Here is a 15438-nt window from a genome sequence, read left to right as displayed (position 1 = left end):
CGGCGGCGCGGTCGCCGATGGCCGCCGGCATCGCCACCGTGGCCGAGCACCTGCTGCTGCCGCCGGGTCTGGCGGTGCTGCTGCTGGTGCCGGGGCTGCTGCTCTTACGGGGGCAGCGCCGCGGGGGTGGCTGGCTGGTGACCCTCGGGCTGGCCGCACTGGTCCTGCCCGCGCTGAACGTCGTCGCCGCCCCGCTGGCGCAGACCCTGGAGCGGGATCTGCGCGAACGGCCACTGGCCACCGGCCGGGCGGACGCGATCGTGGTGCTGGGGGGCGGCCGGGCCAGCGGCCGTCACCACGTTACCGGCGGTGACGATGTCTCGGCGCTGACCTTCGAACGCCTGCGTTTCGCCGCCCATCTGCACCGCCGGACCGGTCTCCCGTTGCTGCTGTCCGGCGGCAGTCCCGGCGCCGAGGGTCGGCCGGCCGAGGCGGAACTGATGGCGGATGCGCTGCGCCGCGAGTTCCGCGTGGATCCGCGCTGGCTGGAAGGTGCCAGCCGCAATACCCACGAAAATGCCTTCTTCACCGCGCAGCATCTGCAGGGCACCGGGGTGGAGCGGGTGCTGGTGGTCACTCATGCGATGCACATGCCGCGGGCCCTCGAGCGCTTCGAGGCGGCCGGGCTGGCGGCGGACCCGGCACCCACCGGCTTTCGAGGCCCTGACGGCGAGTGGCGCCTGCGCGACTTCGTGCCCACGGTCGATGCGCTGGAGACCTCGCGGTTCGCGCTGCGCGAGTGGCTGGCACGGGCGGCGCGGCCGTTGCGGGATCGCCTGCCGGGCGACCGGCCCGGGGCATGATGGGCGCCATCCGGGCGTTGACTGCCTGGATGGCGCGCGCGGTGGTGGCGCTCGTGCCGGTGATACCGACGGCGGCCGGTGCCGAGCCGGAGGATGCCGGGGGGGTGACGGTCGACCTGCGGATCGAACGGGCGCTGCACGCGGCGCTGGATGCCGAAGGCCTTTCCGCACGCGCACACCTGCGCGGGGGGCGGCTGGCGATGACCGTCGGGGCCGAACGCCTGCATCTGCCCGAGCCGGTGGGCACGCTCGCCGGAGTACGCCTGGCTTGCCCCTCCCTGGTGCCGACCACCGCCGGCTGGCGTTGCCGCGAGGCGCGGCTGTCCGCCGATGGCGGGGACCTGGCCCTGCAGGAACACCCGCTGCGCCTGGACTGGCACACCGGTCGTAATCGCCTGCGCGTCGCCGGAGACTGGCCCGGCTGGTTCGGGGCGAGTGGCGAATTCGTGCTGCGGGTGGCCGGTGGCGATGACTGGCGGGCCGAACTGGCCCTGTCCGGGGTGGATCTGGTCGCGCTGGCGGAGTCGCCGCGACTGGCGCCCTGGCTGCCCGAAGATCCGCCGGTGACCCTGCAGTCGGGGCGTGCGGACCTGGCGCTGCAGGGGGCGGCGGAAGGCGGGCATCGGGTCGATCTGCAGCTGCGGGACGTGGGCTTCTCCGATGCGGTGGGACTGCGCGCGGGCGAGGGCATCGGCGGCCGGCTCGAGGTGCGCGAGGTGGCGGGGGACTGGAGCCTGGGCGCGACCCTGGAGGAGGGCGCGGTGTTCGTGGATCCGTGGTTCGTGGACGCGGAGGAGACCGGGCGCCTGAACCTGCGCGTGGATGGCCTGCGTCCGGCGGATGGCGGGTTCGCGGCCGGGGTGGAGGTGGCGGAACTGTCCGGCTCGCTCGGCGAGATACTGGCCTTCAGCGGTCAGGAGATCCGCAGCGGGCCGCCGGAGGCGATCGCTCCTTCGGGGGATTTCCATCTCGAGGCGCGGGACCCGGGAGCGGCGCATGCGGTGCTGCTGGATCCCGCGCTGGCCGGGACCCTGGGGCGTGATCTGACGGTCAGCGGGGATTCGGTGGTGGCGCGGCTGGAGCTGGAGCGCGGCGCCCCGCGTTCGGCGACCCTGCGCTGGAAGGCCCTGAGCGCCGAGGACGGGAGCGGGCGTTTCGGCGTGACGGACAGCGACGGCACGCTGAACTGGCTGGCGGATGCGCCCGGAGTGCCGGGGCAGCTGGGCTGGCAGCGGGCGCATCTGTTCCGCCTGCCGCTGGGCGAGTTCTACGCGCGCGTGCGCGCGCAGCCGGACGGCATCGACCTGCTGGAAGTGACCCGCATCCCGATCCTCGACGGCGCCCTGCGTGCGGATGACTTCGGTCTGCGCCTGACCGCCGACGGACCGGATGTGCGTTTCACCGGCGGGGTGCAGGCGATCTCGCTGGAGCCGTTGACCGAGATCCTGGGCTGGCCGCGCTTCTCGGGTCGCCTGGCCGGCATGATCCCGGAGGTGCGCCTGGATCGCGGCGATCTGGCGGTCGACGGGCGGCTGCTGGTGCAGGTGTTCGACGGCGACGTGGTGCTGCGCGACGTGCGCATCCGCGACCTGTTCGGGCGAACCCCGGAGCTGGGCCTGTCGGCGCGCATGGACCGCCTGGACCTGGCCCTGGCCACGCGCGCCTTCGACGTGGGCCGGGTGGAGGGCCGGCTGTCGGGCCACCTGGAGGACCTGCACATGATCGACTGGCGTCCGGTGCGCATGGATCTGGCCCTGCAGACGCCCGAAGACGATCCGGGGCGGCGGCGCATTTCGCAGCGCGCGGTGCAGAACATTACCGAGCTGGGCGGGCCGGTGCAGGCGGCGGCTTCGTCGGTGTTTCTGCGTTTCTTCGAAAACTTCTCCTACCGCCAACTGGGCTTTCGCTGCCAGCTGCGCGGCGGGGTCTGTGAACTCGACGGGGTGGGAGACCGCCCGGACGGCGGGTTCGCCCTGGTCCAGGGGGGCGGGCTCCCGCGGATCGATGTCATCGGCTACAACCGTCGGGTCGACTGGGACGAGCTGCTGCGCGGGCTGTCGCAGGTGACCGCCGGGGAGTCCCCGGAGGTTCGCTGAGCACGCGCACGGGGGCGTTCATGTCCTCGTCAGCCACCGGGTGATGTAATGTAGGATGATGACTGTCCAGCCGTGCCTGCCAAGGAGCTGCCCATGAAAGCCTGGTTCGGGGTTCCCGCACTTGCCTTGCTGTCCGCGCTGGTCGCGGGCTGCGTGACCATCAACATCTACTTCCCCGCGGCCGCGGCGGAGGATGCCGCGCGCGCGATCGTTCGCGATGCCCTGCAGCTGCACGACATCGAGGAGCTGCGCGAGCCCGAGTCCGCGCCGGAAATGGACGGCGGTTCTTCGGATGCCGGTTCGCCGGATGCCCGCGATGCGGCCGGCGAGCGCTCGACCCCGCTGCTCGCGCGCCTGCTGGAAACGCTGGTGGCGCCGGCCGCGGCCAGCAACCCGGATCTGCAGATCGAGACGCCGGCGATCAATCGCATCCGCGCGTCCATGCGTGACCGTGCGCCGCAGCTGGCGCCGCATTTCCGCAGCGGGGCCATTGGCTTCGGCGCCGATGGCGACGTGGCCATCCGGGATCTCTCCGAGGTGCCGCTGCGCGAGCGCAGCGAGGTGCAGCGCCTGGTCAGCGAGGAGAATGCCGACCGGGCCTCGCTGTATCGCGAGATTGCCCGCGCCAACGATCGACCCGACTGGGAGGCCCGCATCCGCGAGACCTTCGCCCGGGTGTGGGTGGACGAGGCGCCGGCGGGGTACTGGTACCGCTCCGACGGTCAGTGGCGGCAGAAATGACCGGTCCGGACCGCACATGGAGGGTCGGGCTTGGGGGGTGACGCCAGTCTGGGCGCGCGCCTGGAGGCCGGACGGCACCGGGTCGAACGCCTGGTGCTGGAGAGCGACCTGTCCGCCATGCCGCGCTGGAAAGCGCTCGGGCTGGGCATCCTGCGCGGGCTGCACGGGCTGGTTCGCGAGGCGGCCGAGGGCCAGCTGACCCTGCGCGCGATGAGTCTGGTGTATACCACCCTGCTGTCGATCGTGCCGCTGCTGGCGCTGTCGTTTTCCGTGCTCAAGGGCTTCGGCGCGCACAACGCGGTGGAGCCGCTGTTGCTGGAATTCCTCGAGCCGCTGGGCGCGCAGGGCGAGGAGATCGCCGACAACGTGGTCACCTTCGTGGACAACATCCGCGTGGGTGCGCTGGGAGCGGTGGGCCTGATCTTCCTCGTGTATACCGTAGTGGCGCTGGTGCAGAAGATCGAGGCCGCGTTCAACACCATCTGGCGAGTGGAGACCCAGCGCAGCCTGGCCCAGCGCTTCACCAGCTATCTGTCGGTGATCATGATCGGACCGCTGCTGGTGTTCGCCGCGCTGGGCATCACCGCGACGGTGATGTCCTCCGAGGCGATGCAGACGGTGGCGGGCGTCGAGCCGTTCGGGCGCCTGATCACCGAATTCTCGCGCCTGGTGCCCTACCTGCTGATCATCGCGGCGTTCGCCTTTATCTACATGTTCGTGCCGAATACGCGGGTGCGTGTGGGGCCGGCGCTGGTCGGGGCGGTGGTCGCGGGCGTGCTGTGGCAGAGCATGGGCTGGGTGTTCGCCAACATGGTGGCGGAGTCCACCCGTTATGACGCGATCTATTCCGGCTTCGCGATCATGATCCTGCTGCTGATCTGGGTCTACCTGGCCTGGCTGGTCCTGCTGATCGGCTCCAACGTGGCGTTCTACGTGCAGCACCCGGAATACATGAACGTGCGGGGCCGCCGCCCGCGGCTGTCGGCCGCGGCGCACGAGCGTCTGGGGCTCAACCTGATGCAGGTGGTGGCGCGCCATTTCATGGAAGGGCGCACGCCGCCCACGGTGGACCAGGTGGCCGCGGAGCTCTACGTGCCCGGCAATGCGCTGGGCGGTGCAGCCCGGGCCCTGGAGGCCGCGGGACTGCTGAGGCGCACCGAAGACCTCGGTCTGGTGCCCGGGCGCGATCTCGGCCATCTGCCGGTCGCGGAGGTTCTGCAGGCCCTGCGCGAGGATCAGGAAGATCCGGCGCTGCGGACCCTGCACGGCGATGCGGCGGTGGAGTCGGCGCTGGAAGAGCTGGACGTGGTGCGTCGCGATCATCTGGGGGCGCGCACAATGCGCGATCTGCTGGAGCGGGCGGGCGTACAGCCGGTGAGGCCGGCGCAGGAAGACGCTGCTGCCGGGCCGGGCCCGAGTTCGCGTGCCGGGGAGTGGCGTCCCGGCTCGGGCGCGTCCCCGTCACCGGGGCCCTGATGCGGTGTCCTCCGGGGGGATCCTCGGGGGCGCGACCGGGTGAGTGCGGCGACTCCGGATGGCCGGCGGGGTCAGGCGTTCGAGCCGGCTTCCGCGTCCAGGCGCTGCTGGGCCCGGTGCATCAGCTGGCCGGAAACGCGCTCCACCAGCGAACTCGCCGCCCTGCGTACCGCCGCTTCAACCAGCGGATTACCGAGACAGTATTCCAGCTCGAACTCGACCCGGGTCAGCCCTTCGCCGGCCGGCTGCAGGCGGTAACTGCCGCGATTGTGGATGCCGCGGATCGAGCGCCAGGCGAAATGCTCCGGCTCCACGGCGCTGCAGACCTCGACATCGAAATCCATGGTCATCCCTGCCGCCACGATGGTCCAGCGGTACTGCTCGCCGCCCAGGGGCTCGATGGTGCGCACGTGGTCGCACAGGTCGACGAAGTTGGGGACATGGCTGAGCAGGGCAAAGACCCGCTCGGGTTCGGCCTGCAGGGAGGTTTCGTGCGTGATACGGCGCATGCTTGCGACTCGCTGGCTGGAACGGGGGATCAGATCCTGAGAGCCCCCGAAGTGCCTCCGGGTTCCCCGCGGCCGTCCTTCCGCCTCTGCCGGCTTCGCTTGTGACCCCGGGGACGCCGTTCTAACATGACGCCCGTCTCCGCTGTAACCACTGTTGCGAGCCCTGCATGAGCTTTGCCCGAGATCATCGTCCGGACCCCGACGCCGGTTTCATGGAACGCTACGAATCCGGAGCGCTGGGCATCCTGCACTGGGAACAGCTGGACGCCCTGTGGGCCACGCTGCGTGCCGGTGCCCGCGACGGCGAGTGGTACGTCTACGCGGTGGGGGAGGCGGTGCCGCAGGCGCCGGTCCGTGCGGCCGAGCTGGACCGTTTCCTTACCGAGGTCGATGCCCTGCTGCGCGCCGATCACGACGAAAGCTACTGCGGCATCGTCTACGTGGACGACCGCGAGAATCCTCGCTTCGTGAAGATCTTCGACCCCAACAACCTCGGATCCTCCTGCGGATCGTCGGGCCTGCGGGTACTGCCGGGCTGGATCCTCTCGACCGTGCCGCCGGAAGACCTGCAGGCGGCGATGCCCCCGCCGAACAGCCGCCGCCGCTGGTGGCAGCGGCTGTTTTCCTGAGGTTCTTTCCTCAAGACGCTGTTCTCAGGAGGAAGCGCTGAACACGTCGTCGATGTGGCGGGCGGTCAGGACGCGTTCCGACCAGATCAGCAGGGTATCGGCATCGGCGGATTCGATCCGCTCCCGGTGTTTTTCCGCGGCGTCTGCACCGAACTTGCGGCCGATCAGGCGCAGGAGGACCGCGGCTTCACCCTGCGTGACGCCTTCCTGAAGTCCCTGCTGTCGCCCCTGTTCCAGCCCCTGTTCCAGGCCCTGCTCAAGGCCCTTCTGCAGTCCTTTCTGCAGCCCCTGCTGCTCGTAGCGTCGCTGCCATTCCTTTACACGTTCGGCCAGCATGGTTTCCATCTCCCGCAGGTCGTTGTTCGGAGGCGCCAATGTTTCGCCGAAGCGGCCGGGGATGACCACTCGGCCCAGCCAGACGCTGAAGGCCCGTCGCAGGGATCGTTGCTCCGGGTGTTTCAGCCATTGCACCAGACGCCCGACGACCGCCTGCAGATCCTCGGGCTCGCGGCTGTGCTCCAGCCGGAAGACGGCCGCGGCCAGGTTGCGTGCCGGCAGATCGGCGTCCGCGAAGGCCCCCTCGTCGAGCAGAAGATACCGGAAATCCGGGCGGTAGGCCTCCAGTCCTCCGGGGATCGGTGCGATCAGCTCGCGCACTTCGATCGGGGCGCTCCAGCGTCGTTCACCATTATAGAGCACCAGTGGCAGTACTGGCGGCAACCGTCCGTCGGGGGTCAGTTCGCCGGTGCGCACCAGATCCTGGTAGAGCAGGCCGAGATAGGTCAGCAGGCGTACCGCCATGAAGCGGTCCACCGATGACTGGAATTCCAGAAGCAGGTAGACGTAACACCAGCCATCGCCCCATCGCAGGCGCCAGACGATGTCGTCCTCGCGCTCGCGCAGATCGTCGGAGACGTAGTGACCGTTGACCCGCTCCAGCGAATCCAGGTCGACCTGTTCGATCCAGGGTTCGTTGACGAACCCGCGCAGGAGATCGGCCACCAGTTCGGGGTGACTGAACAGGTGCTTGTAGCCGTGATCATGTTCCATGGTCCCTCCCTGGACCCGTAATTTATGCCCCTATGATGCCCTCCAGACGCTTCAGGCATTCGAGGTACTGCGCCTCGTCCGGTGGCTGGCCGCTGCGCTGGCTCTCCCACAGGGCCTGACCCAGACACTCCATCATCCGGTGTTCGGCGTCCAGTTCGCCGTAGCGGGCGCACAGGCGGCGGTGCAGGTCGCGGATGCCGGCCGGACGGTCCGTGGCGGCCTGTTCGCGCAGGCCCATGTGCATGGACATGTGCAGGAACGGGTTGGTGGTCCCCGACTCCGGCGGGAACTCGGCGGTCAGGGCCTTCTCGCGGTCGTTCAGCAGGGCATGGTATTCGGGGTGGTCGCGGATGATGCCGACCAGCACCTGTTCCATGTCGCTCAGGGGTTCCTCGTTGCGGGCCTTCTGCCAGGCATCCAGGAACTGGGTTCGCATGCGGTCGCGGTCGCCGTACATCGCATCAGGCCTCGGTCTTGTCCTTGTATTCGCACAGATCGCGGATCACACATTGCCCGCAATCCGGCCGGCGTGCGCGGCACACGTACCTTCCGTGCAGGATCAGCCAGTGGTGGGCGTCGCGCAGGAACTCCTTCGGGGTGAACTTCAGGAGCTTCTTCTCGACCTCCAGCACGTTCTTGCCGGGGGCCAGTCCGGTGCGGTTGGCCACGCGATAGATGTGCGTGTCCACCGCGATGGTGGGTTCGCCGAAGGCCGTGTTCAGGACCACGTTGGCGGTCTTGCGACCGACCCCGGGCAGGGCCTCCAGCGCCTTGCGGTCGCGCGGCACCTCGCCGCCGTGCAGTTCCACCAGCATACGGCAGGCCTTCATGATGTTCTCGGCCTTGGCGTTGTACAGGCCGATGGTGCGGATGCATTCCTTCAGGCCGTCGAGTCCCAGGTCGAGGATGGCCTGCGGGGTGTTCGCCACCGGAAACAGCCGCCGGGTCGCCTTGTTCACGCCCACGTCGGTCGCCTGCGCGGACAGGATGACCGCCACCAGCAGCTCGAACGGGGTGTTGTATTCCAGCTCGGTGGTGGGCTCGGGGTTGGCCGCCCGCAGGCGTTCGAAGATCTCGCGGCGCTTGGCGGCATTCATGGGGCGGGGCTTCCGACGGTTTCAGGGGTTGCAAACGAAACCGGCCCCGCGAACGGGGCCGGACGAAGCGCGGGATTGCGGCGCGATCGTGCTCAGACGTGGCGGTATACGCCCACTTCCGGCGCCGGCTCGCGCGGCTTTTCTTCCGCTTCCTTCTCGAGGTCGGCCAGCAGCTTCGAGTGCTTTTCCTCGAGATCGTGCATCGCCTTCTCGTCCATCTTGGGGAAGATGATGTCACGGATGAACGAGCCCAGCTCGGCCAGGCACTCCGCCCAGTACTTGTCGTTCAGATGGAACGAATGCTCGGCGTGGGTACCCATCGGGTAGCTGTTGAACCGGGTGATCATCGTGACGGACAGATCGCTGTCCTTCTCGACGAAATCCTTGGCGAAGTCGTACCACCACTTGTAGTACTTCTCCTGCAGCTCCTCACCAAAGCCGTGATTCTCGAAGAATGCGGCGATGGTGCCGCGCGGGGCCTGGCCGTAGCGCGTACCGCGCTTGCCGGCGAACGGGAAATGTCCAGCCATGCCTGCTCTCCTGGGACGATTGGAATTTTTGTAGCGGGGGCAGTGTACCCGCTGGGCGCCGGGAATCAAGGCCGGGGCCGCGTTACACTGCGCCCGAACACGCCCGCATGGAGTCCGCACCATGGCCGAACCCGACCCGGTCCGTCCCCAGGACGGCGACACGGGCCCCGAACCCGCCGAATATACCCCGCTGCCGCGCAGCTTCCTGATTGGATCGCTGATCGCGCTGGCCCTGTTCATCTGGGGCGTGAGCCTGCTGTGGCCGCACATGGAGGACTGGCTGGGCGAGCTTTCGATCCTGCAGATCGGGCTGCTGGCCAGCTTCGTGGCCGGGTTGTTCACCGCGGTCGGGGCCATCCCCATCTTCTTCCTGCGCCGCCTGAAACAGTCGGTGGAGGACGCGATGATGGGCTTCGGCGCCGGGGTCATGCTCTCGGCGACCGCCTTCGAGCTCGCGCTGCCGGCGGTGGAGCAGGCCGAGGCCCAGCACGGCAGCGTGGCCATGGCCATCTTCGTGATGGCCGGCGGCATTGCCCTGGGCGGGGGCTTCCTGCTGCTGCTGCACAAGGCCGTGCCGCACGAACACTTCGTGATCGGCCCGCAGAGCGGCGCCGACCCGGCCAAGATTCGCCGGGTGTGGCTGTTCATCTTCGCCATCGCCCTGCACAACCTGCCCGAGGGCCTCGCGGTGGGCGTGGGCTTCGGCGGCGACGACGTCAGCGACGGCATCGCCCTGGCCGTGGCCATCGGCCTGCAGAACATGCCCGAGGGGCTGGTGGTGGCCATTGCCCTGCTCTCGCTGGGCTACAGCCGCGCCGCCGCCTTCGGCGTGACCCTGCTCACCGGCCTGGTGCAGCCGATCGGCGGGCTGATCGGCGCCGGGGCCATCACCCTGATGGAGTTCCTGCTGCCCTGGGGCCTGGCCTTCGCCGCCGGTGCCATGCTGTTCGTCATCAGCCACGAGATCATCCCCGAGTCCCACCGCAAGGGCCACGAGGCCCAGGCCACCGCCGGGGTGCTGGTCGGGTTCGTCACCCTGCTGGCCATCGACCTGGCGTTGTAGGATCGTTCAGAGGAGGGTTCGCCATGCGTCTGAGTCCCGAACAGCAACACGCCATCCACCGGGCCGTGGGCGAGACCTTCGGTCCGGAGACCACGGTGTGGCTGTTCGGCTCCCGGACCGATGACTCGGCCCGGGGCGGCGACATCGACCTGCTGATCGATACCCCGATGCGCGATCCGGACCGCATCGTGCAGGCGGAAATCGCCCTGCGCGCACGCCTGGAGGCGGAACTTGGCGAGCAGAAGATCGACCTGCTGGTCGACTATCCGGGCCGGCGCCGGCATCCCTCCATCTTTCAGGTCGCCCGCGAGGAGGGCATCCCGTTATGAATTCGACCGCCACCGCCATCCAGCGCCTGCGGGATGCCATCGAGGAATGCCGTCGGCACCGCCACCACATGCGCCACGCCCTGTCTTCGCTGGAACCGCGCCTGCCGCTGGACGGCGAAGCGATCTTCGACCGCATCGAACAGCGGCCGGGCGCGGAGACGGAGTGGGGGGCAGGTCCATCGGGCCCCTCCGTTTGGAGGGGGCGAGGCATGCGGAAAGGCGGCACCATGCCCGGCCTACGGGGTCCGGCCCCGCTTCACGCCTGCGCGGGGATGGCCTACATTGAGAAGTGGTTGGCAATCCGCGACGATGGATGCCGCGCCTTTACACCATGACGTCCGATCCGGAGGAACCTTATGCGAAATCTGAAACGCTCCATCCTGCTGGCTATGGGCGGTGCTTCGCTGGTCGGGGCGGGACCCGTCCTCGCGGATACTACCGAGGTCGAAGTCAACGGCGAGCGATGGACGCTCGGTACCGAAATCACCTCGTATTCGGAAAATCCGGATCTTCTTGAGGACCAGCCGTGGTGGAACGACCCGGATCTGGCGCTGGAGCTCGCGGAAACCGTGGAATATGACCTGGGCCTGGCTTTTGAAGGAGAGGGCGGCGGACCGGGCGCGTTGTTCGCGTATGGACTGAGCGTTGAATACCCGGACCGTGAAGGCAATTACTACAACGGCGAGAACGGGGAACCTGGCCCGACGGAGGGTGACGGCAGCCTCGAGGTAGGAAATGGCGAGGTGCGTAACGGTGAAATAACGGATCCTGAGACGGGGGAGTTCGTCGCGATCACATTCTGGGAAAACGGTGACGTGTATGACTGCCCGCGTGGTTGTCCGCGAGTGGAGGATCCGTATCGTTATGCCATTCTCAAATCCGTCCAGCGGATGATGTCGCTGGCGTCGGTCTCCGAGAGCCTCGAGTCCAGCAGCCGCGCGGTGGGAGCCGCGCTTTCCACGACCACGCTGCATGTCCATGGTGCGCACGGGCGGCCGATGTCCCGCTACGTGGACGAAGGTGAGAGCACCGTGTGGGTGCTGGGGGACTACGGCGTGCGCCGCCATGGCGACCAGGACGGCAACACCGGCATCGCGGGCGTGGGTGCGGGGCACAACTTTGGCCTCATGCAGTTCAACTATTCCCTGGGGCGCACCTGGACCGAGGAGGATCTGGTTCAGGGCGGTGAAGTCGACACCGATACGTTTTTCCTGATGCTCGAAGGCATTGTGCCGGTTCATGAAGAAGCCGGTCTGTTCCTCACCGTCGGGGGCTTCCACCAGTGGGGTGAAGCGGACATCCGCCGCGGCTACCTCAATTCGAGCGGTCAGCGCGATTTCTCCACGGCGTCCCCTTCGATGCACGGCCAGGGCGCCCGGGTGCGCATGGACTGGGTGGATGCCTGGAGCGCTTCCCGCGTCAGTCTGAGCCCCTATGCCGATCTCAGTTACTCGCGGATCCGCATGGAGGGGTACGAGGAGAGCGGGGGTGATCTGCCCGCGCGTTTCAGCAGCCGCAGCGACAGCGTGACCGAACTGCGCGTCGGTTCGGAACTGGCCATGCCGATCGCGGAATCCGGGTTTGATTTCGTGGCCACCGGTAACGTGACGCATCGTTTCGACAGCGATGGCGTGCGCACCCGCGGTCGCATGCTGAACGATCCGTTCACGGTCAACCAGTTCAACATCGACGGCCGGGACTACGACCAGACCTGGGTTCGCGCCGGCGTGGGCGTCGAAGGCGCTGTGGGCCCCGGAGATGTTTCGGTGATGCTGAACGGCACCTCCAGGGGTGAAGAAGAGGCCGGCTGGCTGGCCGCCTCCTACAGTGTGACCTTCTGATCCAGCCCCTTCGCCCCTGCCTTGTGTCGCGGCCCGGCGCTCGTTACGAACGCCGGGCCGCTTGCTGACCGGCCCCTGCCGAACCGGGCGGCTTCCCGGTCGCGGTCGCTCGCGATCCGTCGCAGCCGTCTTCGTCCCCCGGGGGCGTCTCTGCCCCCTGACCGTCTTCTCGAATGCACCGCCCCGTCCGTCCCCGGACGTGCCGGGTGTTGTATCGTGGCAACACCGCCTTGCTGAACGCCGCCATTGGGAAGCGTGTTGCATATTCGCAACGTTCACCGGTCCGCATCCGGACGCGGAAATCCGGCGCAGCCGCAGCGGCCCCGGCCATGTGGAGGGGCGAGAAGACGATCGGCGTCCCGGTGTATTCGGAATTTCTAAATGCCCATGTTGTCAATGGCTTGCGATCGCTCCGGCGTTTTCGGTGGGGCTGTCTCGGGAGATCGCGTGAAGACCGAAGTGTATAAGCGTGATCGAATACGGGTTTTTTTCCGCCACAAGGGTTGAAATACGACACCGTGGCGTATATAAAACACAGGACATCGCGGGGCCGACGGGCTCCGGGGTGCAACAGACAGCAAGAACTCACCTCCTGGGAGAAAGCATCATGCAGAAGAAGATTCTCGCAATGGCCGTCGCCGGCGCCTTCGCCGCCGCTCCGGTCTTCGCCTCCGCCGACGATTCCGTGACCCTGTTCGGTCAGCTGAAGTACGAAGTGGGTGCCGTCGACGGTGCCGGCACCGCTACGCGTTCCGGTAACCGTGACCTGGTCCACTCCAATGCCGGCAGCCGGTTTGGCGTGCGTGGTTCGGAAGACCTGGGTGGCGGTCTGACCGGTATCTTCCGTCTTCAGGGCAACTTCGGTGGCGCCGGGGGTGTCTATGGTGGCCCGCTGACCACCAACGAAGAGACCTGGGTCGGTGTTGACGGCAATTTCGGTCAGGTCCGTCTGGGCCGCTCCGACACCGCGATGAAGAACGCGATGAAGCCGTTCCGCGCCTTCACCGACACGCTGGCGGACAACGCCACCCGTCCGGGTACGTTTGTTGGCGTGAACAACGGGATCAACAGCTGGTCGCGTGCGGATGGCATCCATTACCAGAGCCCGGACTTCCAGGGCTTCACCTTCGGGGCCACGATTTCGCCGGTGGGTGAAAAGACGGACAGCTACTACTCCATCAACGCCATCTACGAGATGGGCCCGATGAACTTCTCGGGTGCGTATGAATCGCAGACCAGCACCAGCGACGGCTACGGGATCCTGGATACCGGCATTCCGACCTTCTTCGGTGCGGGCACTGCTGCAGACATCGACTCCTGGCATGCCGGTTTCAGCTTCGACTTCGGTCAGGGTGATGTCGGCGTGAAGTACCACCAGTGGGACTACGACGGCAACATCGAAGAGAAGCTGGAGCAGGTCGTGGTGCCGGCCAACTTCCGCGTGACCGACCAGATCAACCTGCGTGCTGCGGTGCAGTACAACACGCTGGATAACCGTCGTGCCGGTCTGGGCAGCGGCGAGTCCTCCTGGACCAACGTGGCGTTCGGTGCGCAGTACCACTTCAGCAACCGCACCGAAGCGTTCGTGAACGTCTGGAACGATGGCATCGAAGGTGTGACCGCCAACAACACGAATGATGACGTGTCCGACGACGGCACCCACATCGGCGTGGGCCTGCGTCACAGCTTCTAAGCGCGATTGCGCATGAAGTGATAACAACGGGCGTAAGCCCGTTTTGCGGGGCCCTCCGGGGCCCCGTTTTTTATTGGGGGCCGCGCATTTGGTGTGCGGCCCTTTTCGTGGGTGCATGCGGTTGGGTGGCGCGGCCGGCGGGGCTACGATGGCCGTCATCCGCGTTGCAGCATTCATCCCGACCGATCAGAACGATCGAAACGATCCGAGGAGGCAACATGAAGATCGAAGTGGAACATCGGCCGGAGCGCGACCGGCTGGAGGCACTGGGCGTGTTCGACTGGCCGGTGTGGGAAAAGGAGGCGTCCCGCTTCCCGTGGCATTACGACGAGACGGAGACCTGTTACATCCTCGAGGGGCAGGTGACGGTGACGCCGGAGGATGGCGAGCCGGTCACGGTCGGCGAGGGTGATCTGGTGACCTTCCCGGCAGGCATGGGCTGCACCTGGGAGATCCACCGGGACATCCGCAAGCACTACCGCTTCGGGTAGCCGGCTATCGCTTCGGGTAGTCGGCACGTAGGAGGCCAGCCCCCTGGCCGATCCGGCACGCTGTCGGAGTGTGAAAAAGAGAAAAGACCGAACAACATCCCTGTTGATCGGCCCTTTCGGTTGGAACTTCCCTGTTCCTGATTGGGGATATTATCGGCGCCCCCGGGCTGAAACAATATCGATTATGTGTTTTTGTGATGAAAACCACAAAAAATGGATTGGAATCAGTCTAAATCTTCGGCAGAATCAGAGAGATTGGGTCGAAAAGTGCCGAATAAACAGGTCTTTATGAAGGTTCGTCGGGCCTCTGGTGGGAGTTGTGGGAGTTGTGGGAGTACGGGGTGGGCGGGGAAGAACGCCGGGGTGAGGGAAGCCAATTGTTCGCGTGCGAGCACGCTCCCACCAGGCCCCGGGCCCACCAGGCCCCGGGCCTCCGGGTCGAGTGAAGTGCGGGTGGGGGCGTCAGTCGGCCCAGAGTCCGCCGAGGGGGATGGGGACGGCATCGAAGGGGGCGACGGACACGGGGTCGTCGTTTTCGAACGCATTGAGCAGGAGCCAGTGCCCTTCGTGGTTGGCATAGGCCTCCAGGGTGCGGAGCATGGGGTCGACGAGCCAGACGTGGCCGACACCGTGGGCGGCGTACACGGGCAGTTTTTCCACCCGGTCGACCCGGGCGGTGGATTCGGAGAGGACTTCGCAGACCCAGTCGGGGGCCAGCTCGAACCAGGCGGTCTCGGGCAGGGCGGGCATGCGTTCGCGGCGCCAGCCGGCCAGGTCGGGGACCAGCACATGGCTGCCCAGGTGCACTTCGGGTTCGTCGAAGATCCACCAGCCGCCAGGGCCGCCATGCCCCTTGTCGTATGGTCCTCCGAGCTCTACGCCCAGCAAGGAGCTGGCGCGGGCATGACGCGGCGCTGGTCGGGGGGTGGTGACAAGCTGCCCATGAATGAGCTCCGCCACCAGGTGGTCCTCGACCTGGAGGAGGTCTTCGTAGGTTGCGTCTCGGGTAGCCGGGTCCGGCATGGGTGTCTGCCTCCTGTTTCCGGGTGACGCCGCGCTTGTTGTTCCATCGTACGGGTTGCGATGCGGG

At 67.3% G+C, this 15438-nt stretch carries 17 protein-coding genes; 11 read left to right on the top strand and 6 right to left on the bottom strand.

Annotated elements, in window-relative coordinates; translation table 11 throughout:
- The first annotated feature begins 17 nt into the window (after window positions 1–17).
- The 4 genes from F790_RS0101410 (at window position 18) to F790_RS0101395 (ending at window position 5116) form a co-directional block, all read left to right on the top strand.
- Window positions 18–803: a YdcF family protein gene (locus F790_RS0101410; protein WP_019589363.1), complete on the top strand. Its 786-nt coding sequence runs from the start codon at window positions 18–20 to the stop codon at window positions 801–803.
- Window positions 803–2899 (top strand): hypothetical protein, encoded by a 2097-nt coding sequence (locus F790_RS0101405; RefSeq protein ID WP_026332817.1) that lies wholly within the window; start codon window positions 803–805, stop codon window positions 2897–2899. Before F790_RS0101410 ends, F790_RS0101405 begins: the two co-directional genes overlap by 1 nt.
- 93 nt (window positions 2900–2992) lie before the next feature.
- Window positions 2993–3640 carry a YdbL family protein gene (locus tag F790_RS0101400; RefSeq protein ID WP_019021148.1) on the top strand — a complete coding sequence of 216 codons (648 nt, stop codon included), beginning with the start codon at window positions 2993–2995 and terminating at the stop codon, window positions 3638–3640.
- A 30-nt stretch (window positions 3641–3670) separates the two neighbouring features.
- Window positions 3671–5116, top strand: coding sequence for a YihY/virulence factor BrkB family protein (locus tag F790_RS0101395; RefSeq protein WP_019590655.1), 1446 nt, complete (start codon window positions 3671–3673; stop codon window positions 5114–5116).
- A 71-nt stretch (window positions 5117–5187) separates the two neighbouring features.
- On the opposite strand, the gene F790_RS0101390 is transcribed toward F790_RS0101395, so the two are convergent.
- On the bottom strand, window positions 5188–5625 hold the full coding sequence (locus F790_RS0101390; protein ID WP_019590654.1) for an SRPBCC family protein: 438 nt from the start codon (window positions 5623–5625) through the stop codon (window positions 5188–5190).
- Between the two features lie 167 nt (window positions 5626–5792).
- On the opposite strand from F790_RS0101390, the gene F790_RS0101385 reads away from it, so the two are divergent.
- Complete coding sequence (locus tag F790_RS0101385; protein ID WP_019590653.1) at window positions 5793–6254, top strand: hypothetical protein; 462 nt, start codon at window positions 5793–5795, stop codon at window positions 6252–6254.
- Between the two features lie 24 nt (window positions 6255–6278).
- Here the strand turns inward: F790_RS0101385 and F790_RS0101380 are convergent, their stop codons facing one another.
- From F790_RS0101380 to F790_RS0101365, 4 genes are all read right to left on the bottom strand, one after another.
- Window positions 6279–7304 (bottom strand): Rpn family recombination-promoting nuclease/putative transposase, encoded by a 1026-nt coding sequence (locus F790_RS0101380; protein ID WP_019590652.1) that lies wholly within the window; start codon window positions 7302–7304, stop codon window positions 6279–6281.
- A gap of 22 nt (window positions 7305–7326) precedes the next feature.
- Window positions 7327–7761, bottom strand: a complete 435-nt coding sequence (locus F790_RS0101375) for a DUF1841 family protein (RefSeq protein WP_018871454.1) — start codon at window positions 7759–7761, stop codon at window positions 7327–7329.
- A gap of 4 nt (window positions 7762–7765) precedes the next feature.
- On the bottom strand, window positions 7766–8401 hold the full coding sequence (gene nth, locus F790_RS0101370) for an endonuclease III (RefSeq protein ID WP_019590651.1): 636 nt from the start codon (window positions 8399–8401) through the stop codon (window positions 7766–7768).
- A 92-nt stretch (window positions 8402–8493) separates the two neighbouring features.
- The gene (locus tag F790_RS0101365) at window positions 8494–8931 is read right to left on the bottom strand and encodes a hypothetical protein (protein WP_018871456.1); all 438 of its coding nucleotides are present in this window, start codon (window positions 8929–8931) and stop codon (window positions 8494–8496) included.
- A gap of 121 nt (window positions 8932–9052) precedes the next feature.
- Between F790_RS0101365 and F790_RS0101355 the strand changes: the two genes are divergently transcribed.
- From F790_RS0101355 to F790_RS0101330, 6 genes are all read left to right on the top strand, one after another.
- Window positions 9053–9994 (top strand): ZIP family metal transporter, encoded by a 942-nt coding sequence (locus F790_RS0101355; RefSeq protein WP_019590650.1) that lies wholly within the window; start codon window positions 9053–9055, stop codon window positions 9992–9994.
- A gap of 23 nt (window positions 9995–10017) precedes the next feature.
- Complete coding sequence (locus F790_RS0101350) at window positions 10018–10323, top strand: nucleotidyltransferase domain-containing protein (protein ID WP_019590649.1); 306 nt, start codon at window positions 10018–10020, stop codon at window positions 10321–10323.
- The gene (locus tag F790_RS0101345) at window positions 10320–10658 is read left to right on the top strand and encodes a hypothetical protein (RefSeq protein ID WP_019590648.1); all 339 of its coding nucleotides are present in this window, start codon (window positions 10320–10322) and stop codon (window positions 10656–10658) included. The genes F790_RS0101350 and F790_RS0101345 overlap by 4 nt, the downstream gene beginning before the upstream one ends.
- Window positions 10659–10679: 21 nt before the next feature.
- Window positions 10680–12164, top strand: coding sequence for an autotransporter outer membrane beta-barrel domain-containing protein (locus F790_RS14760; RefSeq protein WP_019590647.1), 1485 nt, complete (start codon window positions 10680–10682; stop codon window positions 12162–12164).
- 607 nt (window positions 12165–12771) lie between these two features.
- Window positions 12772–13857, top strand: coding sequence for a porin (locus F790_RS0101335; protein WP_019590646.1), 1086 nt, complete (start codon window positions 12772–12774; stop codon window positions 13855–13857).
- A gap of 218 nt (window positions 13858–14075) precedes the next feature.
- Window positions 14076–14348, top strand: coding sequence for a cupin domain-containing protein (locus F790_RS0101330; RefSeq protein ID WP_019590091.1), 273 nt, complete (start codon window positions 14076–14078; stop codon window positions 14346–14348).
- A 462-nt stretch (window positions 14349–14810) separates the two neighbouring features.
- Here the strand turns inward: F790_RS0101330 and F790_RS0101325 are convergent, their stop codons facing one another.
- The gene (locus tag F790_RS0101325; protein ID WP_019590645.1) at window positions 14811–15371 is read right to left on the bottom strand and encodes a Uma2 family endonuclease; all 561 of its coding nucleotides are present in this window, start codon (window positions 15369–15371) and stop codon (window positions 14811–14813) included.
- Window positions 15372–15438: the final 67 nt, after the last annotated feature.

This window comes from Thioalkalivibrio sp. ALE20 (assembly GCF_000381405.1).
Lineage (GTDB): Bacteria > Pseudomonadota > Gammaproteobacteria > Ectothiorhodospirales > Ectothiorhodospiraceae > Thioalkalivibrio.
Note: the sequence above shows the minus strand (reverse complement) of the source record. Positions and strands in the feature narration are given on the sequence as shown.

What these genes read in the sequence shown, in the direction of transcription:
- F790_RS0101410 (WP_019589363.1), top strand. Translation starts at nt 18, where the DNA reads ATGGCCGCCGGCATCGCCACCGTGGCCGAGCACCTGCTGCTGCCGCCG.
- F790_RS0101405 (WP_026332817.1), top strand. Translation starts at nt 803, where the DNA reads ATGGGCGCCATCCGGGCGTTGACTGCCTGGATGGCGCGCGCGGTGGTG.
- F790_RS0101400 (WP_019021148.1), top strand. Translation starts at nt 2,993, where the DNA reads ATGAAAGCCTGGTTCGGGGTTCCCGCACTTGCCTTGCTGTCCGCGCTG.
- F790_RS0101390 (WP_019590654.1), bottom strand. Translation starts at nt 5,625, where the DNA reads ATGCGCCGTATCACGCACGAAACCTCCCTGCAGGCCGAACCCGAGCGG.
- F790_RS0101385 (WP_019590653.1), top strand. Translation starts at nt 5,793, where the DNA reads ATGAGCTTTGCCCGAGATCATCGTCCGGACCCCGACGCCGGTTTCATG.
- F790_RS0101380 (WP_019590652.1), bottom strand. Translation starts at nt 7,304, where the DNA reads ATGGAACATGATCACGGCTACAAGCACCTGTTCAGTCACCCCGAACTG.
- F790_RS0101375 (WP_018871454.1), bottom strand. Translation starts at nt 7,761, where the DNA reads ATGTACGGCGACCGCGACCGCATGCGAACCCAGTTCCTGGATGCCTGG.
- nth (WP_019590651.1), bottom strand. Translation starts at nt 8,401, where the DNA reads ATGAATGCCGCCAAGCGCCGCGAGATCTTCGAACGCCTGCGGGCGGCC.
- F790_RS0101365 (WP_018871456.1), bottom strand. Translation starts at nt 8,931, where the DNA reads ATGGCTGGACATTTCCCGTTCGCCGGCAAGCGCGGTACGCGCTACGGC.
- F790_RS0101355 (WP_019590650.1), top strand. Translation starts at nt 9,053, where the DNA reads ATGGCCGAACCCGACCCGGTCCGTCCCCAGGACGGCGACACGGGCCCC.
- F790_RS0101350 (WP_019590649.1), top strand. Translation starts at nt 10,018, where the DNA reads ATGCGTCTGAGTCCCGAACAGCAACACGCCATCCACCGGGCCGTGGGC.
- F790_RS0101345 (WP_019590648.1), top strand. Translation starts at nt 10,320, where the DNA reads ATGAATTCGACCGCCACCGCCATCCAGCGCCTGCGGGATGCCATCGAG.
- F790_RS14760 (WP_019590647.1), top strand. Translation starts at nt 10,680, where the DNA reads ATGCGAAATCTGAAACGCTCCATCCTGCTGGCTATGGGCGGTGCTTCG.
- F790_RS0101335 (WP_019590646.1), top strand. Translation starts at nt 12,772, where the DNA reads ATGCAGAAGAAGATTCTCGCAATGGCCGTCGCCGGCGCCTTCGCCGCC.
- F790_RS0101330 (WP_019590091.1), top strand. Translation starts at nt 14,076, where the DNA reads ATGAAGATCGAAGTGGAACATCGGCCGGAGCGCGACCGGCTGGAGGCA.
- F790_RS0101325 (WP_019590645.1), bottom strand. Translation starts at nt 15,371, where the DNA reads ATGCCGGACCCGGCTACCCGAGACGCAACCTACGAAGACCTCCTCCAG.